Origin of the sequence: Rhodococcus sp. NPDC058639 (assembly GCF_042717545.1) — a bacterium.
Lineage (GTDB): Bacteria > Actinomycetota > Actinomycetes > Mycobacteriales > Mycobacteriaceae > Rhodococcus.
Genome location: NZ_JBHXRF010000001.1, coordinates 399,316 through 418,436, shown reverse-complemented (window position 1 = coordinate 418,436; position 19,121 = coordinate 399,316). Strand labels below are relative to the sequence as shown.

General features: G+C 66.7%; 22 protein-coding genes. 11 read left to right on the top strand and 11 right to left on the bottom strand.

The features are described from left to right. Positions 1–26 precede the first annotated feature (26 nt). The 7 genes from ACFWU2_RS01950 (at position 27) to ACFWU2_RS01920 (ending at position 4,641) form a co-directional block, all read left to right on the top strand. Complete coding sequence (locus tag ACFWU2_RS01950) at positions 27–1,184, top strand: acyl-CoA dehydrogenase family protein (RefSeq protein ID WP_169652831.1); 1,158 nt, start codon at positions 27–29, stop codon at positions 1,182–1,184. A 101-nt stretch (positions 1,185–1,285) separates the two neighbouring features. Beyond that, positions 1,286–1,906, top strand: coding sequence for an AIM24 family protein (locus ACFWU2_RS01945; RefSeq protein ID WP_169621046.1), 621 nt, complete (start codon positions 1,286–1,288; stop codon positions 1,904–1,906). An 8-nt stretch (positions 1,907–1,914) separates the two neighbouring features. Then, positions 1,915–2,619, top strand: a complete 705-nt coding sequence (locus ACFWU2_RS01940) for an AIM24 family protein (RefSeq protein WP_378599440.1) — start codon at positions 1,915–1,917, stop codon at positions 2,617–2,619. After that, positions 2,616–3,365 carry an AIM24 family protein gene (locus tag ACFWU2_RS01935; protein WP_378599438.1) on the top strand — a complete coding sequence of 250 codons (750 nt, stop codon included), beginning with the start codon at positions 2,616–2,618 and terminating at the stop codon, positions 3,363–3,365. The genes ACFWU2_RS01940 and ACFWU2_RS01935 overlap by 4 nt, the downstream gene beginning before the upstream one ends. Before the next feature lie 138 nt (positions 3,366–3,503). Continuing rightward, positions 3,504–3,701: a bacterioferritin-associated ferredoxin gene (locus tag ACFWU2_RS01930; RefSeq protein ID WP_378599435.1), complete on the top strand. Its 198-nt coding sequence runs from the start codon at positions 3,504–3,506 to the stop codon at positions 3,699–3,701. A 48-nt stretch (positions 3,702–3,749) separates the two neighbouring features. Next, positions 3,750–4,226, top strand: a complete 477-nt coding sequence (bfr, locus tag ACFWU2_RS01925; protein WP_169621042.1) for a bacterioferritin — start codon at positions 3,750–3,752, stop codon at positions 4,224–4,226. A gap of 124 nt (positions 4,227–4,350) precedes the next feature. Continuing rightward, complete coding sequence (locus ACFWU2_RS01920) at positions 4,351–4,641, top strand: GNAT family N-acetyltransferase (protein WP_378599432.1); 291 nt, start codon at positions 4,351–4,353, stop codon at positions 4,639–4,641. A gap of 34 nt (positions 4,642–4,675) precedes the next feature. Here ACFWU2_RS01920 and dmpG read toward each other — a convergent pair whose 3' ends face one another. The 4 genes from dmpG to ACFWU2_RS01900 all read right to left on the bottom strand — a co-directional run bounded on the left by dmpG (position 4,676) and on the right by ACFWU2_RS01900 (position 8,424). Continuing rightward, entirely contained in the window at positions 4,676–5,740 is a 1,065-nt protein-coding gene (gene dmpG, locus ACFWU2_RS01915; protein WP_378599429.1) for a 4-hydroxy-2-oxovalerate aldolase, read from the bottom strand. Then, a complete protein-coding gene (locus ACFWU2_RS01910; RefSeq protein WP_378599425.1) occupies positions 5,737–6,672 on the bottom strand; it encodes an acetaldehyde dehydrogenase (acetylating) in 936 nt (311 codons plus the stop codon). Before ACFWU2_RS01910 ends, dmpG begins: the two co-directional genes overlap by 4 nt. Before the next feature lies 1 nt (position 6,673). After that, the gene (locus ACFWU2_RS01905) at positions 6,674–7,516 is read right to left on the bottom strand and encodes a 2-keto-4-pentenoate hydratase (RefSeq protein WP_378599422.1); all 843 of its coding nucleotides are present in this window, start codon (positions 7,514–7,516) and stop codon (positions 6,674–6,676) included. A 110-nt stretch (positions 7,517–7,626) separates the two neighbouring features. Then, positions 7,627–8,424 (bottom strand): IclR family transcriptional regulator, encoded by a 798-nt coding sequence (locus tag ACFWU2_RS01900; RefSeq protein WP_206036885.1) that lies wholly within the window; start codon positions 8,422–8,424, stop codon positions 7,627–7,629. 82 nt (positions 8,425–8,506) lie between these two features. Between ACFWU2_RS01900 and ACFWU2_RS01895 the strand changes: the two genes are divergently transcribed. Further along, positions 8,507–9,025 (top strand): DUF1992 domain-containing protein, encoded by a 519-nt coding sequence (locus ACFWU2_RS01895; RefSeq protein WP_378599418.1) that lies wholly within the window; start codon positions 8,507–8,509, stop codon positions 9,023–9,025. Positions 9,026–9,049: 24 nt separating this feature from the next. Here ACFWU2_RS01895 and ACFWU2_RS01890 read toward each other — a convergent pair whose 3' ends face one another. Both ACFWU2_RS01890 and ACFWU2_RS01885 read right to left on the bottom strand, forming a co-directional pair. Beyond that, on the bottom strand, positions 9,050–9,712 hold the full coding sequence (locus ACFWU2_RS01890; RefSeq protein ID WP_378599415.1) for a CoA transferase subunit B: 663 nt from the start codon (positions 9,710–9,712) through the stop codon (positions 9,050–9,052). After that, entirely contained in the window at positions 9,709–10,476 is a 768-nt protein-coding gene (locus ACFWU2_RS01885; RefSeq protein WP_378599412.1) for a CoA transferase subunit A, read from the bottom strand. The genes ACFWU2_RS01890 and ACFWU2_RS01885 overlap by 4 nt, the downstream gene beginning before the upstream one ends. 214 nt (positions 10,477–10,690) lie before the next feature. Between ACFWU2_RS01885 and ACFWU2_RS01880 the strand changes: the two genes are divergently transcribed. Then, positions 10,691–11,440, top strand: coding sequence for an IclR family transcriptional regulator (locus tag ACFWU2_RS01880; RefSeq protein WP_378600226.1), 750 nt, complete (start codon positions 10,691–10,693; stop codon positions 11,438–11,440). Between the two features lie 10 nt (positions 11,441–11,450). Here ACFWU2_RS01880 and ACFWU2_RS01875 read toward each other — a convergent pair whose 3' ends face one another. Genes ACFWU2_RS01875 through ACFWU2_RS01855 form a run of 5 tightly spaced genes read right to left on the bottom strand, consistent with a single transcriptional unit; the run spans position 11,451 to position 17,563 of the window. Further along, positions 11,451–12,272, bottom strand: a complete 822-nt coding sequence (locus ACFWU2_RS01875; protein ID WP_378599410.1) for an HpcH/HpaI aldolase/citrate lyase family protein — start codon at positions 12,270–12,272, stop codon at positions 11,451–11,453. Beyond that, positions 12,269–12,766 (bottom strand): MaoC family dehydratase, encoded by a 498-nt coding sequence (locus ACFWU2_RS01870; protein ID WP_378599407.1) that lies wholly within the window; start codon positions 12,764–12,766, stop codon positions 12,269–12,271. The genes ACFWU2_RS01875 and ACFWU2_RS01870 overlap by 4 nt, the downstream gene beginning before the upstream one ends. Further along, positions 12,763–13,926 carry an acyl-CoA dehydrogenase family protein gene (locus ACFWU2_RS01865; RefSeq protein ID WP_169621032.1) on the bottom strand — a complete coding sequence of 388 codons (1,164 nt, stop codon included), beginning with the start codon at positions 13,924–13,926 and terminating at the stop codon, positions 12,763–12,765. The genes ACFWU2_RS01870 and ACFWU2_RS01865 overlap by 4 nt, the downstream gene beginning before the upstream one ends. After that, a complete protein-coding gene (locus ACFWU2_RS01860) occupies positions 13,923–15,929 on the bottom strand; it encodes an acetyl-CoA carboxylase biotin carboxylase subunit (RefSeq protein WP_378599404.1) in 2,007 nt (668 codons plus the stop codon). Before ACFWU2_RS01860 ends, ACFWU2_RS01865 begins: the two co-directional genes overlap by 4 nt. A gap of 5 nt (positions 15,930–15,934) precedes the next feature. Further along, on the bottom strand, positions 15,935–17,563 hold the full coding sequence (locus tag ACFWU2_RS01855; RefSeq protein ID WP_378599401.1) for a carboxyl transferase domain-containing protein: 1,629 nt from the start codon (positions 17,561–17,563) through the stop codon (positions 15,935–15,937). A gap of 94 nt (positions 17,564–17,657) precedes the next feature. Here ACFWU2_RS01855 and ACFWU2_RS01850 point away from each other — a divergent pair, with 94 nt between their 5' ends. After that, positions 17,658–18,305 (top strand): TetR/AcrR family transcriptional regulator, encoded by a 648-nt coding sequence (locus tag ACFWU2_RS01850; protein ID WP_378599398.1) that lies wholly within the window; start codon positions 17,658–17,660, stop codon positions 18,303–18,305. After that, positions 18,302–19,087: a thioesterase family protein gene (locus ACFWU2_RS01845; protein ID WP_378599395.1), complete on the top strand. Its 786-nt coding sequence runs from the start codon at positions 18,302–18,304 to the stop codon at positions 19,085–19,087. The genes ACFWU2_RS01850 and ACFWU2_RS01845 overlap by 4 nt, the downstream gene beginning before the upstream one ends. The last annotated feature ends 34 nt before the right edge of the window (positions 19,088–19,121 follow it).

The window sequence follows — 19,121 nt, the reverse complement described above, 5'->3', positions numbered from 1 at the left end:
CCACTTCATCTCCGGAAGGAATCCGCGTGCAGCGTACGGTGTTCGATGAAGACCACGAAGCGTTCCGTCAGACGGTCCGCGATTTCATCGCCAAAGAGGTCACGCCCGTCTACCACGAGTGGGAGATCGAGGGCCATCCTCCCCGCAAGTTCTACAACCGCCTCGGTGACCTCGGAATTCTCGGGATCCAGGCGCCCGAGGAATACGGCGGTGGCGGCGAGTCGTCGCTGAAGTTCAACGTCGTGGTGACGGAGGAGACCGCCGCTGCGGGCGTGACGTTCGGCTCGTACTCGGTGCATTCGAACCTGATCCTGCCGTACATCATGCAGCACGCGACGGAAGAGCAGAAGCAGCGGTGGATTCCCGGATTCGCCTCGGGTGACCTGATGTTCGCGATCGCGATGACCGAGCCCGGCACCGGGTCCGACCTCGCGAACATCTCGACCACGGCGAAACTTTCGGACGACGGTAGCCACTACGTCGTCAACGGTTCCAAGACGTTCATCACCGGCGGCGCACTCGCCGATCGGATCCTCCTCGTGTGCCGGACCTCGCCGTTCGACCCGGAGAACCGCCGTGGGGGCCTGTCGATGCTCGTCGTCGACACCACGAGCGAAGGGTTCGCAGTCGGGCGCAAACTCGACAAGATCGGGCTGAAGACGTCCGACACAGCCGAGTTGTCGTTCGACGACGTGAAGGTCCCCGTGACCGACCTGCTCGGCAACGAAGGCGAAGCGTTCTCGTACCTGACCCAGAATCTCGCGCAGGAACGGCTGACCATCGCCTTCGGCGCGGCCGCGACGGCAGCCGCGGCGATCGATCATGCGATCGCATACACCAAGGAACGCACGGTGTTCGGCAAGCCGGTGGCCTCGTTCCAGAACTCGAAGTTCGTGCTCGCCGAATGCTCGACGGAGTTGCAGGCGATGCAGATCATGGTGGACAACGCGATCGAACTCAACGACCGCGGCGAACTGTCGGTGGCCGACGCAGCGCGGGCGAAACTCTTCTCCACCGAAGCGGCCGGTCGCATCATCGACAAGTGCCTGCAGTTGCACGGTGGCTACGGCTACATCACCGAATACCCGATCGCGCGCCTGTACGCGGACACGCGCGTGACCCGGATCTTCGGCGGTACCAGCGAGGTCATGAAGACGATCATCGCGAAGGATTTGGGCTTGTAGGACGACTGCCGCGACGGCGCCGCCCGCTCTCGGAGTGGGCGGCGCCGTCGTTCGCGAATGCGGCTGCACGGTGCGCTCGCCCACCCGATATCGTTCGCGACATGCGACTGCTCGTGAAATCGAAACGGGTCATCGAGGCCCAGTTGAGCAACTCCGGGATTCGGGCCCTGTCGGGCTCGATGGTGGCCTACGAGGGACAGGTCGCGTTCAAATCGGCAGGCTTCGGCGGCGGTGAAGGCGTCCTCGCGGGTCTGCGCCAGCGCGCCACGGGTGAGGGCCTGTCGCTGATGGAGTGCACCGGGACGGGCGTCGTCTACCTCGCACATCAGGGGCAGGACGTCACGATTCTCGAACTGAACAACGAGACCCTGCAGGTCGAGTCCGAGCAACTGCTCGCGCTGAACGGCAACCTCAACACCAACGTGACGTTCGCAGGATTGCGAGGCGGCATGAGCGGGCAGGGCCTGTTCACCACGACGGTTTCGGGCACGGGTCAGGTCGCGTTGCTGTCCGCGGGCGGTCCGCTGATCCATCTCGAGGTGTCGCCGCAGTATCCCCTCGTCGTCGATCCCGACGCGTTCGTCTGCGCCAAGGGACAACTGACGCAGTCCTTCGTCACCGATGTGTCGTGGCGATCGGTGGTCGGACAGGGCAGTGGCGAAGCCTTCTCCCTCAAATGGGACGGTACGGGCGTGGTGTCCATCCAGCCGGCGGAACGGTAGGGGCGAGAGTGACTTTCACCAAGGTCAACAGCAAGGTCGTCAGCGTGGACCTGAGCCGGTCGGGACCCGTCGTCGCTCGTCGCGGCGCGATGCTCTTCTACACCGGCGAGGTCCGCTTCGCTCCCCACGGTGTGCCCGGCGGGGCAGGAAGCGCTCCCGGACTCGGCGGGCTCGCCGGCATGGCCGGGCGGATGATGCAGGGCGAGCACGAGTCGACGATGCTCGCTCAGGGTGACGGCACTGTGCACTACGGATTCCGCGGCCTGGAAACCCATGTGGTGGACATGTCCGCAGGCGGGGAGCTCCGCGTGGATGCGTCACGGCTGCTTGCACACACGGCAGGGCTGCAGAGCGCGGTGGTGTCCTCGGGCGCCGCGCAGGCGGGCGGGGGAGGCGGCGGCGGCCTGCTGGGCGCACTCCGGGGCGCCGCGACAGGTGCGGTGACCGGCACGGGAATGTTCACGACCCAGTTGTCCGGGTACGGCGCCGCGGTGCTGCTCGCGCACGGCGGCGTCTTCGAACTCCGCGTGGGTGGACCTGCGCCCGTGATCGTCGATCCCCAGGCCTTCGTCGCGGCGAGCGGTGCGGTCCGTACCGAACTGAAATCGTCGATGAGCTGGCGCACCGTCGGCCGCAGCGGCGGAGAGGCCATGCAACTCGAGTGCACCGGTCAGGGCATCGTCTACGTGCAGGCATCGGAGGAGAAACTGTGAGCGTCGTCCTCAATCCCTCGAGTTTCACCGAGAGCGACAACGTTCCCGGAAACAGTTACGCCTACTGCATCGATCTGCAGACGCCGTGGTTCCTATCGAAAGGCGCGATGATCGCGTACTACGGGCAGGTGCGGTTCTCCGCTCTCACCCACGGACTGCAGGGCGGCCTGCTCGACATGGTGGCCCGGCGGTTCTCGGCACCGATGTATCTCGGCGACTACGTGGTGGCGGACGGCTTCGGGAAGCTGATCCTCGGGGACCGCGGTTACGACATCAACTCCTACGACCTCGACGACGGCAACCTCACGATCCGGCAGTCGAACCTGCTGGCCTTCGAGCCGGGCCTGTCGCTGAACCAGTCGATCGTGCCGGGATTCCTCACCCTGATCGGGACGGGCCGGTTCCTCGCGTCGTCGAACGGGCCGGTGATGTTCGCCGAACCGCCGCTGCGCGTCGACCCCGAGGCACTGGTCGGCTGGGCCGACTGTCCGTCCCCGAGCCACCACTACGACGAATCGTGGATCACGGGATTCGTCTCCGCCGGCGCGCGCCGGTTCGGGGTGCAGTCGGGGGAGGAACGCCAGTTCGACTTCACCGGCGCGGGGACGGTGCTCATCCAGTCGAGCGAGAAGGTGATCGACGACTCATCGCTGGTGCGCACCCTCGAGCATCAAATTCCCGGCCTCTCACAAGGGGGACTGCACCGCATCAACCAAGTCGTTGCGCAACAGATGCAACAGAACTAACACCGGTACCGGGCCCTGGTCCGAGACCAAGTAAAGCGCGGAGCAAAGTAGATCGAATTGTGACTACGCTCACAGGATAGGCACGCCTAACCAGAGGTAAGGTTTGGGCAACCTAACAACCTCAGGATGGTGGCTCACATGATCGTCTGTAGTTGCCACGCCCTCACGCACCACCACATCGAAGCAGAGGTGGCCGCGGGCGCACGATGCACCCGCGAAGTGAGCGCCGCGTGCCGCGCGGGAACCGACTGCGGCAACTGCGTACGCAACATCTCGGCGATCATCCGGCAAGCGCGCGTCCAGAATGAGACGATCGAGCTCGAGACCGCCGTGTAGCCAGCCCCTGCCCGGCGGTAAACCTGATGGTTCACCCCGGGAGGTGCCATGAAGGGCGACAAGAAGGTCATCGAATACCTGAACGAGCAGTTGACGGCGGAGCTCACCGCCATCAATCAGTACTTCCTGCATTCCAAGATGCAGGAAGACCGTGGTTGGTCGAAGCTCGCGGCGCACACCCGTGCCGAGTCGTTCGACGAAATGCGCCACGCCGAGACTCTCACCGATCGCATTCTCTACCTCGACGGACTGCCCAACTACCAGCGGCTCGGTTCGTTACGTCTGGGACAGACCGTGAAGGAGATGCTCCAAGCGGATCTCCAGGTCGAGATCGAAGCGCGCGACCGGCTCCGCAAGGGATCGGAGTACATGCGGTCGGTCAGCGACATCACGTCCGCGAACATCTTCGAGGCGATCCTCGCCGACGAGGAAGAACACATCGACTACCTCGAAACCCAGCTCGATCTGCTCGAGCAGCTGGGCGAACCGCTCTACATCGCTCAGCACATCTCACCTCCGGAGTGACCAGCTGCGGGGGCACGCAGCACCCCGCCGTGAAGACGGGCCGCGACAGGTGTCGCGGCCCGTCTTTACGTTGCAGGTATCTTCGACGTGCTCGGTCATCTGCTCTCGAGAGTGAGGAAACACCGTGAGTGATTCGTCCGTAAAAGTGGTCCACAACCCCGACCGGCAGCGATACGAACTGGACGACAACGGTTCCGTCATCGGCTACGCCGACTATCACCCCGCCGACGACACTCAACTCGTGTTCGACCACACCGTGGTCGACGACGCCTATTCCGGTCAGGGCCTCGCCGGCAAGCTCGTCCGATTCGCACTGGACGACGTGCGGGAACGCGGAAAGCGGGTCGTGCCGATCTGCCCGTTCGTCGACAGCTTCATCGACAAGCATCCCGAATACCAGGACCTCGTCGCCTGAGAGGTCCTGGTACGACCCGCCTCACACGCGCCGGTCAGTGCCCCGCGCGGTTGCGCAGGTCGAGTGCGACGTCGGTGATCATGTCCTCCTGGCCGCCGACCAGTCCGCGGCGTCCGATCTCGACGAGGATGTCGCGGGTGTCGAGGCCGTAGATGTCTGCGGCGGTCTCCGCGTGACGGAGGAAGCTCGAGTACACACCGGCGTAGCCGAGGGTGAGCGTCTCGCGGTCGACCTGGACCGGCCGGTCCTGCAACGGACGAACGAGGTCGTCGGCAGCATCCTGCAGGCCGAACAGATCGCACGAGTGCTTCCATCCGTGCAGATCGGCGACCGCAACGAAGGGTTCGATCGGGCAGTTGCCCGCGCCCGCGCCCTGCCCGGCCAGTGACGCATCGACGCGGATGACGCCTTCCTCGACGGCGACGACCGAGTTGGCGACCGACAGCGACAGGTTCTGGTGGGCGTGGATACCGATCTGCGTGCTCTCCTCGAGAACGTCGCGATAGGCGCGGACACGCTCGCGGACACCGTCCATTGTCAGCCGCCCACCGGAGTCGGTGACGTAGACGCAGTCGGCGCCGTAGGACTCCATGAGCTTGGCCTGGCGAGCGAGTTCTTCCGCGGGTGCCATGTGCGACATCATCAGGAAGCCGGACACGTCCATGCCCAGTTCCTTCGCGGCGGCGATGTGCTGAGCCGACACGTCGGCCTCGGTGCAGTGGGTGGCCACACGCACCGATCGCACGCCGAGTTCGTAGGCGCGCTTCAGCTCGTGCACGGTGCCGATACCCGGCAGCAGCAACGTGGTGAGGATGGCCGAATTGATGGCTCCCGCTGCGGCTTCGAGCCATTCCCAGTCGGTGTTGCTGCCGGGGCCGTAGGTCAGCGAATGGCCGGTGAGCCCGTCGCCGTGGGAGACCTCGATCGCGTCCACGCCGGCACGGTCCAGTGCGCCCGCGATCGCTGCGACGTCGTCGGGGGTGATGCGATGGCGGATGGCGTGCATGCCGTCGCGCAGGGTGACGTCCTGGATGTACAGGGCTGTGCCGTGACTCGCGTACTCGCGCTGTCCGGCGTCGTTGGTGGTCGTCTCGCTCATGCCGAAACCTGCTCCTTCTTGCGTGCCGCGACTGCCCGGCCGACCTGCAGGGCCGCGGACGTCATGATGTCGAGATTGCCCGCGTACTCGGGCAGGTAGTGTGCTGCGCCCTTGACCTCGAGGAACACCGCGACCTTCCACATCGGTCCGGTGTGATCGGTCAGCGTTCCGACGGTCTCGGTCATCGGGGTGAACTGGATTTCCTGCTTGAGCTTGTATCCGGGCACGTAGGTGGACACCTTCGCGACCATCGCCTCGACCGACGCGACGATCTCGTCCTTGCGGTCTTCGCCGACCAGCGCAAGAACGGTGTCGCGCATGATCATCGGGGGTTCGGCCGGGTTGAGGATGATGATCGCCTTGCCGCGGGCGGCGCCGCCGATCTTCTCGATCGCTTGCGACGTGGTCTCGGTGAATTCGTCGATGTTGGCGCGCGTGCCGGGGCCGGCCGACTTGGAGGAGATCGATGCGACGATCTCGGCCCAGTACACCGGCGTCACCTGCGAGATGGCAGCGACGATCGGGATGGTCGCCTGGCCACCGCAGGTGACCATGTTGACGTTGGGAGCGTCGAGGTGCTCGTCGAGGTTCACCGGCGGCACCACGTAGGGGCCGATCGCGGCGGGCGTGAGGTCGATCAGGATCTTGCCGTGCGGGCGCAGCATCTTCTCGTTGTATTCGTGCGCCTTCGCCGAGGTCGCGTCGAACACGATCTCGATCTCGCCGAACCGGGGATGCTCGATGAGGCCTTCGACTCCGGTGGCGATGGCGTCGATACCCAGCCGCTTCGCGCGGGCCAGGCCGTCGGACTCGGGGTCGATGCCCACCAGGGCGATCGTCTCGAGTTCGCTGTCCGCCAGTCTCTTGATCTTGATGAGCAGGTCGGTGCCGATGTTGCCCGGCCCGATGATGGCGACCTTGGTCGTGGTCATGTCAGTTCTCCTGTGCCGAAGACGGTGAGGTCGAGAAGGGGGCGGTGACGGAGCCGAGAGTGGAGATCTCGGCGCGCACCGTGACCCCGGGAGGGGCGGACACCATCGGTCCGAGCGCGCCGGACAGCACCACCTGGCCGGCGGTGAGAGGCTGCCCGAATTCGCGTGCGGTGCGGGCAAGCCACAGCAAGGCGTTCAACGGATCCCCGAGGCAGGCTGCGCCGGTGCCCTCCGAGACGAGTTCGTCGTCGATGTACATCCGCATGGTCGTGTCGATCGGCTCGAAGTCGGCCAGGGACACGCGGTGGGAGCCGAGCACGTAGAGACCGCTCGACGCATTGTCCGCGACCGTATCGGTGATCTTGATGTCCCATCCGGCAACCCTGCTGTCGACGATTTCCAGCGCGGCGACCGCATAGTCCACGGCGTCCCGCACCTTGCCGAGGTCGAGATCGTCATCGTCGAGGTCCGCGGAGAGCACGAACGCGATCTCCGCCTCGGCCTTCGGCTGGAGCAACCGGTCGCTGGGGACCTCGTCGAGATCGGAGACATCCATATCGTCGAACAGCACCCCGAAATCGGGGCGGTTCACACCGAGTTGCTGCTGGACTGCGGGGGATGTGAGACCGATCTTGCGCCCCACGATGCGGGCACCGGAGGCGAGTTTGTGTTCGGTCAGGTGCTGCTGCACCGCGTAGGCCAGGTCGATATCGGTTTCACCGAGCAGATCTCGCACCGGCGCACACGGCACGGCGGTGCGAGCGGCATCGATGAGCCGCCCGGCCGCTGCGCCGACGGTGTCGAGAGGTGCGGCATCGCCCGCGGAATGGGGAGTAATGGTCATCAGGTCCTCGTCGATCGATGGGTAACTCCATCGTGCGGGTACGAGTACCGCTTACCTAGCCGTAGGTTCCGCTCAGTGGAACGCGTGGCCGCAGAAGATCCGAGACCCGCTCACAGGGTCCGCAGGGCCGCACGACGGGCAAGGGTCGATGCCACGCCCGCTGCCGCCGCCTTCACCGCCGCCGCGTGCTTCTCGGGCCGGAACCGGGTGGCGGGCCCGGTGACGCTGATCGCGGCGACCGGGTCCTCGTCTCCCAGAAGCACGGGAGCAGCGACACACACCAACCCGACCGCCGATTCCTCGTGCTCGAAGGCGACGCCCGTGCTCGCGATGCGATCGATATGGTCACGGAACCGGCCCGGCGCGGTGATCGTGCGCGGTGTCTTGCGGGCGAGCCCGGCATCCACGACGTCCACGAACAGTGCCGGCGACGAGAACGCGAGCAGTGCTTTGCCGATCGCAGTGCAGTACATGGGCATTCGACCACCTACCCGTGACGGAGCCGGTGCCGGGCGATGGCCGCCGATCTTCGAGACGTAGACGACTTCGGTGCCTTCGGGAACTCCGAGGTGCACGGTTTCATGGGTGCGCTCGTACAGGTCTTCCATGAAAGGAATGGCGACCTCGAGCAGTCGTCGCTCCACCGACGCGCGCATGCCGAGTTCGAACATCCGGCCGCCGAGCCGATACCCGGACGCATCCTTGTCGAGCAATCGGACGTCGATCAGATCGTTGACCACGCGGTGGAGAGTGCCCTTGGCCAAACCCGTGCGACGGCCGAGTTCGGCGAGCGTCACTCCGTGGTCGTCGGCGGTGAAGGCGTGCAGGACGGTGACGACCTTGCCGAGCACGGTCGAAGTGTCCACGGGCGGGTCGGCCGCCCGGCGCGTCGGCCGCTGTCCTTCCATGTGCCACAGGGTATGCCACCGCCGAAACCGAACCACAGCGCATCGTCCGTGCGGTGCCGGGTCGCGGTGGCATCCTGGACCGGTGACCGAGCGGAAACGACCGGACATCTCCTTCGAGACGTGGATCGAACGCCAGATCCGCGCCGCGCAGGAGCGCGGTGATTTCGACGACCTGCCGGGGGCGGGGAAACCCATCCCCGATCACGGCGACGACGAATTGTGGTGGGTGAAGGCGTACCTCGCCCGGCAGGGGCTCTCGACGGAGGCGTTGCTGCCCCTGCCCCTGCAGTTGCGCCGGGAAATCGAGCGACTACCCGAGACCGTGGCGAACGTGCCGTCCGAACAGTCGGTCCGGGAGATCGTCGCGGGGCTCAACCGGCGGGTGGTGGAATACATGCTGCATCCGGGTCAGCTACCGATTCCGGTCCACAAGGCGGACGCCGACGCAGTGGTCGAAACGTGGCGGGCCGGGAGGCAGGCACGGCGGGAAGAAGCCCGGCGCGCCCTCCTCGCTGCGCAGGAAGGCCGTTCGGATCCGCCGTCCAGCCGCGCACGACCGGCACGGAGGCGGTCGCTGTTCCGGTGGTTCCGCGCCGGGTGATCGGCAACGGAACCACCGGCGATGTCATGCGAGGTCGACGGTGAGCGGCGCGCCGGTCGCGGCGGCCACCTGTTCCTCGGTCACGCCCGGTGCGCATTCGCGCAGGACCAATCCGGCGTCCGTCACGTCGATGACCGCGAGGTCGGTGATGATCCGCTGGACCACACCCTCGCCGGTCAGCGGCAACGAGCACCGCTCGACGATCTTCGGGTTTCCTGTCTTGTCGGTGTGCTCCATCAGCACGATCACCTTGCGGGCGCCGTGCACGAGATCCATCGCGCCGCCCATGCCCTTGACCATCTTGCCCGGCACCATCCAGTTCGCCAGATCTCCGGTGACCGAGACCTCCATCCCGCCGAGTACCGCGGTGTCGATGTGCCCGCCGCGAATCATCCCGAAGCTCAGCGCGGAGTCGAAGAATGCCGCGCCCGCGTTGACCGTGACGGTCTCCTTGCCGGCATTGATCAGATCCGCATCGATCGCCTCTTCCTCGGGGTACGGGCCGGTACCGAGGATGCCGTTCTCGCTGTGCAGGGTGACCCGCACGCCGTCGGGCAGGTAGTTCGGAATCAGCGTGGGCAGCCCGATCCCCAGGTTCACGTACTCGCCGGGCTCCAACTCCTGCGCGGCGCGGGCCGCCATCTGCGTGCGCGTCCAGCCCACCGCCCGTTCGACTTCGACGCTCATGATGCCGCTACCTTTCCTGCCTTGACGGTCCGCTTTTCGATCTGCTTGTCCTGCGCCCCGGTATGCACGATCCGGTCGACGAAGATGCCCGGCAGGTGCACCTCGCCGGGATCGATCTCGCCCGGCTCGACGAGTTCCTCGACCTGCGCGATGCACACCTGTCCGGCCATGGCGGCCAACGGGTTGAAGTTCATCGCCGCCTTGTTGAACACCAGGTTTCCTTCGGTGTCCCCCTTCAGCGCGTGCACCAGAGCGAAGTCCGCGGTGATCGACTCCTCGAGTACATACTTCTTGCCCCGGAACTCACGGACCTCTTTCACCGGTGACGCCACCGCGACGCCACCGTCGGCGTCGTACCGCCACGGCAGCCCGCCGAGCGCGATCGGGGTTCCGACGCCCGCCGGGGTGAAGAACGCGGGAATGCCCGCGCCGCCGGCACGCAACTTCTCCGCGAGCGTGCCCTGCGGCGTCAACTCCACCTCGAGTTCCCCCGACAGGTACTGGCGGGCGAACTCCTTGTTCTCGCCCACGTACGACGCGGTCACCCGGCGGATCCTCTTGTCACCGAGAAGTATTCCCAGTCCGTGGCCGTCGACCCCACAGTTGTTGGAGAACACTTCGAGGTCGGTCACGCCCGACTCCGCGAGCGCCCGGATCAGAATGTCGGGGATGCCGCACAGGCCGAACCCGCCCACCGCAAGGGACGAACCGTCTGTCACGTCCGCGACGGCCTCCACCGCGGACCGGAACACTTTCGTTGCCAACGCACACCTCTCGGGTCAGGGGATTCGCGACCTTGCCGGGCCGCCGACGTCCATTGAATGAACGTCGTCTGTCTCGTCCCACCAATAAAGTTGCTGCAGGTGAGAATCACAAGTGAGCGCGCCGATAATGCGGCAATTGCTCGCTATCCGAACGCACGGAAAGAATTCGTTCATTCAGTGGACGTAGAGTGAGGCCGTGACCGCCCAAGGACAGCTGATCGGCAGAGTGAGCACGCTGCTGCGGACCGTGTCGTCGTACGAACCGGACGGAGCCTCGACCTCGGACCTCGCCCGGGCGACCGATCTGGCCCGGCCGACCGTCCACCGGCTCCTCAGCTCGCTCGCCGACGAAGGCTTGGTCGACCGGGATCCGAAGTCGGGCCGATGGTCGCTCGGGCCCGAGCTGTATCTGCTGGGTTCGGTGGCAGCCACCCGATACGACATCACCGACCTGGCCGGAGACGTACTTCGCGACCTCGCCCGTGAATCGGGGGAAAGCGCGTTTCTGTCCGCCCGTCGCGGAGACGAAACGGTATGTGTGGCAAGCGAAGAAGGAAGCTTCCCGTTGCGTTCGCACGTGCTGCACATCGGAATCCGGTTTCCGCTCGGAGTCGCGTCCGCCGGGCTCGCCATCCTCTCCCACATGTCCGACAAGGACATCGGCGATTACCTCTCCCGCGTGGACCTGACGGCCACGTGGGGTGCGCAGCACTCGCGCGCCGCCGTCGAAGAACGGATCGCCGCGACCCGTCTGGCCGGCTACTCCGTCAATCCCGCACTGATCGTCGAGGGCAGCTGGGGGATGGGCGCGGCCGTCTTCGACCACAGAGGAGCCCCGACGTGGGCGTTGAGCCTGACCGGCGTGGAAAGTCGCTTCCGTGCCGATCGCACACCCGACGTCGGGGCTCTGTTGCTCGGTGGGGCACACCGCCTCACCCAGCTGTTGCGTCACCGCACGCGCTGACGCCCTCGGATCACGACGGCGTACTCGCGGCGGCACGCTGAAGCAGGCGTTCGGCGTGGCGTAATACCGGGGCGTCGACCATCTTGCCCTCGAAATCGAACACCCCGCGCTCCGATCGGGCCGCGTCGAGTACCCGTCGCGCCCATGCCTCTTCGTCCGGTGTGGGTGCGTAGGCGCGGCGGATCACGCCGATCTGGCCCGGGTGGATCGCAACCTTGATGTCGAATCCGACCGCCACGGCGTCGAGCGCCTCGTCGTGCAGACCGTCGGTGTCCTTGATGTTCAGGTACACCGAGTCGAGTGCCCAGCGCGCGTAGCCCTTCGCCGCGAGCAACGTGACCGCCCGAGCGTGCTGGGCGACCCCACGGTAGAGCCCGTCCGGCCCGCGGCTGGAGTTGCCGCCCAGCCCCGCCACGAGATCCTCGGCGCCCCACATCATTCCGATGGTGTTCTCGGCCTTCGCGATACTCTCGACCGCGAGCACGCCGAGCGGAGACTCCACGAGAGCGACCACCTCGAGCGGCGCGAGGGAACGCACCTGATCGCCGCTCTCACACTTCGGCAGCATCACCCGCGTGTACGGGGTGCGGCTCAATGCCTCGAGGTCGGGTCCGTGATCTTCGGTGCCGACCGGGTTGATCCGCACCACGGTGCGCTCGGGATCGAGCGGCGTGGCGACGAGTGCGTCGCGGGCGGACTGCTTGTCGGCCGGCGCGACGGCATCCTCGAGGTCGATGATGACCACGTCGGCACGGGCGGCAGCCTTGGTGTAGCGGTCGGGTCGGTCGGCGGGGCAGAACAGCCACGCCGGGCCGGGAAGTGTCCATGTCATGTCGTAGGCCTCTTCTGTACGAGGGTCTGGCGGACTGCGATCCCGACGACGTCACCGTGCTGGTTTCGCCCGGTGTGCTCGAGGGTGACGATGCCTTCGCCCGGGCGGCTCTTGGATTCACGCTTGTCGAGGATCTTCGTCTCCACATACAGCGTGTCGCCGTGGAACAACGGCTTCGGGAAGGAGACCTCGGAGAAACCGAGGTTCGCGACGATCGTTCCCTGGGTCAACTGCGCGACGGAGAGACCGATCATGGTGGAGAGGGTGAACATCGAGTTCACCAGCCGCTCCCCGAACGCGCTACCCGCCGCGTACGCGGCATCGAGATGCAGCGCTTGAGTGTTCATGGTCTGGGTGGTGAACAGGACGTTGTCGGCTTCGGTGATGGTGCGGCCGGGCCGGTGCTCGTAGATCGCGCCGAGTTCGAATTCTTCGAACCACAGTCCACGCTGCGTGATGCGTTTCGCGTTCTCCGCGGGCGCCGTGTCGCTCACAGTCCCAGTTCCCGTCCGACGAGCATGAGCTGCACTTCGGTGGTGCCTTCCCCGATTTCGAGGATCTTGCTGTCGCGGTAGTGCCGCGCGACGGCGTACTCGTTCATGAATCCGTAGCCGCCGTGGATCTGGGTGGCGTCGCGGGCATTGTCCATCGCCGCCTCCGACGCCACGAGCTTCGCGATCGCGGCCTGCTTCTTGAACGGTCGGCCGGCGAGCATCGCCGAGGCGGCGTCGTAGTACGCGGTGCGCGCGGTGTGAGCGCGCGCCTCCATCCGGGCGATCTTGAACGCGATTGCCTGGTTGCTGCCGATCGGGCTGCCGAATGCCTCACGTTCCTTGGCGTACTTGACCGACTCGTCGACGCAGCCCTGCGCGGCACCGGTGGACAGCGCAGCGATCGCGATGCGGCCCTCGTCGAGGATCCGCAGGAAGTTGGCGTACCCGCGACCGCGCTCGCCCAGCAGGTTTTCCTCGGGCACCCGCACATCGCTGAACGTCAGCGGATGGGTGTCGGACGCGTTCCACCCCACCTTGTTGTAGGCGGGCTCGGCGGTGAAACCGGGAGTGGAGGCCGGAACGAGGATCGTGGAGATCTCCTTCTTGCCGTTGTCCCGCACCCCGGTGACCGCGGTGACGGTGACGAGCGAAGTGATGTCGGTGCCGGAGTTCGTGATGAATTGCTTGTTGCCGTTGATGACCCACTCGCCGCCGTCGAGCTTCGCGGTGGTCTTCGTCCCGCCCGCGTCGCTACCCGCGCCGGGCTCGGTCAGGCCGAAAGCCGCGAGGTTCCGGCCGCTCGCGAGCTGCGGAAGCCATTCCTGCTTCTGCGCCTCGGTACCGAACCGGTAGATCGGCATGGCACCGAGCGACACGCCGGCCTCGAGCGTGATCGCGACCGACTGGTCGACTTTGCCGAGTTCCTCGAGGGCGAGGCACAGAGCGAAGTAGTCCCCGCCCATCCCGCCGTACTCCTCGGGAAAAGGCAGACCGAACAACCCCATGTCCGCCATGCCCGCGACCACTTCGTAGGGGAACGAATGCTCGGCGTCGTGCTTGGCCGCGACCGGCGCGACGACGGTGCGTGCGAAGTCGGCGACCGTCTTGCGCAGCTGCTCGTACTCGTCGGGAAGCTGCCCGGTTGCCAGGTATTCCGTCATTCCGTTGCCTCTTTCGTATCGGCGTGCGGGGTGACCCGCGCGAGAAGTTGATCGACCTTGACCTGCTCACCCGCAGCGGCGAAGAGTTCTACGGTGCCGGCGACCGGCGCGGTGAGCGAATGCTCCATCTTCATGGCTTCGACGACCACGATCGTCTCTCCGGCAGCGACTTCGGCGCCGGATTCCACAGCGACGGCGATGACGGCGCCGGGCATCGGGCTGGTGATGTCGGCGTTGCCGGCGTGCGCGTCGTCCCCGCGTACCCCTGCCTCCTCGACTTCGCGGACCGAGACACTGCCGTGGCCGTCGGCGAGCCAGATCGCGCCGTCGGACTCGGCCACACGGAAGACGTGGCGGCGTCCGTCGACCACGACGGCGAGCACAGATCCGTCGAGCGTCACGGACAGCGAACTACGTTCGCCGTCTTCCACACTCGAGAATCCGGCGGCGGGCGTTCCGCTGAGCCCCACGTGCACGGTGCGATCGCCCGAGGTGAGACGGAAGCTCGTGGGCAGGTGGGTACCGACGCGCCAGCCGTCCGGTACCGACCACGGGTCGGAGTCTGCGGCCGACCAGTGCTTCAACCAGAGGTGTGCGGCAGCGGCGACGAACGTGGTGTCCGACGTGCCCGGGGCGGCGTAGTCCTCGAGGCGCCGGTCGAGCAGGCCCGTGTCGAGGGCACCGGCGACGACTTCGTCGTCGGCGAGCAGAAAACGCACGAAGTCGATGTTGGTGACCACGCCCAGGACGGCGGTGTCGGCGAGTGCCCGGTCGAGGCGGCGCAGTGCGCCCGCCCGGTCGGCGGCGTGGGCGATGACCTTGGCCAGCATCGGGTCGTAATCGCTGCCCACGATCGTGCCGGCCTGCACGCCGGAATCGACCCGCACTCCCGGCCCGGAGGGCTCGACGACGTCGGCGACGTGACCGCCGGTCGGCAGGAACCCGCGGGCCGGATCCTCGGCGTAGATGCGCGCTTCGATGGCGTGACCGTTGAGGGTGATGTCGTCCTGGCCGAACCCCAGCGGTTCACCGGCGGCGATCCGGACCTGCCATTCGACGAGGTCGAGGCCCGTGACCATTTCCGTGACGGGGTGCTCGACCTGCAGGCGGGTGTTCATTTCCATGAAGAAGAATTCGTCGGGCCGGTCCGCGGAGACGATGAACTCGACGGTGCCCGCACCGGTGTAGTCGACACTGCGGGCGGTGTTGCAGGCCGCTTCACCGATGCGGGCGCGCGTGACCGCGTCGAGCAGCGGCGACGGCGCCTCTTCGACGACCTTCTGGTGGCGGCGCTGCAGGCTGCATTCGCGCTCGCCGAGGTGGACGATGTTGCCGTGCGTGTCGGCGAGGATCTGCACCTCGATGTGGCGGGGCCGCTGGACGAACCGTTCCAGGAACAGCGTGTCGTCACCGAACGACGACGCGGCCTCTCGACGGGCCGACGCGAGCGCGGCGGGCAGATCTGCCGGATCGGTGACCAGGCGCATGCCCTTTCCGCCGCCGCCGGCGGACGGCTTGACGAGCACCGGATAGCCGACCTCGTCGGCTCCGGCGATCAAGTCGGCGTCGGTCAGTCCCGGCCGCGAGATGCCGGGCACGACGGGAACCCCGAATTCCGAGACCGCGCTCTTCGCGGTGATCTTGTCGCCCATCGTCTCGATGGCGTGCGCCGACGGGCCGAGGAACGCGATACCCGCTGTGGCGCAGGCGGCGGCGAATGCCGCGTTCTCCGAAAGGAACCCGTATCCCGGGTGGATCGCCTGCGCTCCCGTCGCGACGGCCGCATCGATGACCTTGTCGATCGCCAGGTAGCTCTCGCGTGCCGCCGCAGGGCCGAGCAGAACCGCGGTGTCGGCCTCACGCACGTGCCGCGCGTTGCGGTCGGCTTCGCTGAAGACCGCGACCGAGCGCAGTCCCATATCCTTCAGGGTCCGGATGACGCGCACGGCGATCTCACCGCGGTTGGCTACCAGGACCGTATCGATCCGATTCGTATCGCTCATGTCGCTCACATCCGGAAGACGCCGTAGGAAACCGGCTCGAGGGGCGCGTTGGCGCACACCGAAAGTGCCAGTCCGAGAACTTTTCTGGTATCGACAGGGTCGATGATGCCGTCGTCCCAGAGTCGGGCGGTCGAGTAGTAGGGGTTGCCCTGCTCCTCGTACTGCTCGCGGATCGGCGCTTTGAATTCCTCTTCCTGCTCAGCGGTCCACGGGTTGCCCGAGGCGTCGAGTTGGTCGGACCGTACGGTCGCGAGGACCGACGCGGCCTGCTCGCCGCCCATCACGGAGATGCGCGCGTTGGGCCACATCCACAGGAATCGCGGCGAGTACGCACGGCCACACATCGAGTAGTTGCCGGCGCCGTACGAGCCGCCGATGACGACGGTCAGTTTCGGAACCCGGGCGCACGCGACGGCGGTGACCATCTTGGCACCGTGCTTGGCGATGCCACCGGCCTCGTAGTCGCGGCCGACCATGAAGCCGGAAATATTCTGGAGGAACACCAGCGGGATCGAGCGCTTGTCGCACAGTTCGATGAAATGCGCTCCCTTGACAGCGGATTCGCCGAAGAGCACACCGTTGTTTGCGACGATGCCCACCGGGTGCCCGTGGATGCGCGCGAATCCGGTCACGAGCGTCTTGCCGTACTCCGCCTTGAACTCGTGGAAGCTGCTGGACCCCCGGCCGGCACCGTTGGCACCGCCGGCGCCGTCGACGACACGGGAGATGACCTCGTGGACGTCGTAGGGGATGCGCGAGTCGGTGGGGACCACGTCGTACAGGGTCTCCGGGGACTTCTCGGGTTCGACGGTGGGCTCGACGTCCCACGGCCGCTCCGTGCGGGGACCGAATGTGGAGGCGATGTCGCGCACGATGCGGAGGGCGTCGCGGTCGTCCTCGGCGAGATGGTCGGTCACACCCGAGACCTTCGAGTGCAGGTCGCCGCCGCCGAGTTCCTCTGCGGTGACCACCTCACCGGTCGCGGCCTTCACGAGCGGGGGGCCTCCGAGGAAGATCGTGCCCTGGTTCCGGACGATGACAGCCTCGTCGCTCATCGCGGGCACGTAGGCGCCGCCCGCGGTGCACGACCCGAGCACCGCGGCGATCTGCGGAATGCCCTTGGCGCTCATCGTCGCCTGGTTGTAGAAGATGCGGCCGAAGTGCTCGCGGTCCGGGAAGACCTCGTCCTGCCGGGGAAGGAACGCGCCGCCGGAGTCGACGAGGTAGAGGCAGGGCAGCTTGTTCTGGAACGCCACCTCTTGCGCCCGCAGGTGCTTCTTCACCGTGACGGGGTAGTACGTGCCGCCCTTGACGGTCGCGTCGTTGGCGACGATCACGCATTCGCGCCCGGCCACCCGGCCGATTCCGGTGATGATGCCGGCGCCGGGGCACTCGTCGCCGTACATGCCGGTGGCGGCGAGCGGTGAGAGTTCCAGGAACGGACTGCCGGTGTCGAGGAGGCCGTCGACGCGGTCGCGGGGAAGCAGTTTGCCGCGGGAGACATGCCGCTCACGGGATTTTTCGTTGCCGCCGAGCGCTGCCGCGGCAAGCCTGTCGCGGAGCTCTCCGACCAGCTGTTCGTGCTGGTCGCGGCTGGTTGTCGAGATCGCCTGAGCGGTCGTCACGGACACCATCCTCGGTTGTTTGAACTAATCGCCATTAACTGAAATCTAGGTTAGTTATGATTAACCGAGTTGTCCAGATCACAGACGAGTGGAGTTTCCCGCCATGTTTGAGCCTGCCGAAGAAGCGGCGCCTCCCGCGCCGACCCGGCGGAGCCTCGCCAAAGCCGAGCGCCGTGCGCAGTTGCTCCGTGCCGCGGCACGCCTGATCGCCGAGCGCGGGTTCGCCGGGGTCCGGCTCGAGGACCTCGGCGCGGCCGCGGGCATCAGCGGCCCGGCCGTCTACCGGCACTTCCCCAACAAGGACGCCCTGCTCGTCGAACTCCTCGTCGACATCAGCCGACGGCTGCTCGCCGGCGGCACCGCGGTCGTCGCCGACACCACGGACCCGCGCGACGCGCTCGAGAGACTCGTCGATTTCCATCTCGACTTCGCCCTCGGGGACCCCGACCTCATCCGCGTCCAGGACCGTGAACTGCATTCGCTTCCCGACGACGCGCGACGCGAAGTGCGCGTCACCCAGCGCCGCTACGTCGAGATCTGGGTGGGGATTCTCTGCCGCATCACACCGGGCCTGGCGGAGTCGGATGCGCGCACGATGGCCCACGCGACCTTCGGCCTGATCAACTCCACGCCGCACAGCGCCGACCCGCGCTCGCCCGAAGGCACCCGTGCCGTCCTGCGCCTGATGGCCCTCTCGGCGCTCGACGCCGCCCCGCTCCTCCGACCGACGACACTCACGAAGGACTCATGAGCTACTTCGAACGACTCGGCCCCGCGTCCTTTCGCGCGACCCGCCATGTGAGCGGCGCCTGGAACGAGGCCGAACAGCACATTGCCCCCGCGCTGGGCCTGCTCGCCCACGTCATCGAATCCGACCGCGACGCCCGGCGCGACGACGGACTGGTGATCGCCCGCCTGTCGTACGACATCCTGGGAACCGTGCCCGTCGGCCCGGTCGACACCGCCGTGGAGGTCTTGCGGCCGGGACGCACGATCGAACTGGTCGAGGCCGCACTGAACCACGGAGGACGCACCGTCGTGCGGGCGCGGGCATGGCTCATGCAGCCGCGGCCCACCGCCGAACTCGCAGGTTCGACGCTCTCGCACATCGCACCGCCCGAGGACACCGAACCCTGGGATCCCACCACCGTGTGGCCGGGCGGTTTCATCGAGTCGGTCGAGGTGCGCCGGACGAGCACCGGGCCCGGGCGCGCGTCCTTCTGGGTTCGCACACCGATCGCGCTGGTCGACGACGACAAGGTGAGCACCCTCGCCGCTGCCGCAGGACTGTTCGATATCGCGAACGGCATGGCGGTGCGGGCCGATCCGCAGAAGGTCGCGTTCCCCAACCTCGACCTCACCGTTCACCTGTTCGCCGAACCCCGCGGCGACTGGATCGGTTTCGACACCTCGGTCTCGTTCGGAGCCGACGGGATCGGCCTGACGAGCACCGTGCTGCACGACACGTCCGGTCCGATCGGCACGATGTCGCAGATCCTCACCGTGCGTCCCGGCACACCGGAAGGCCCGTAACGCAGTCGTTACCCGGGGTAATCGAACGGTTGAT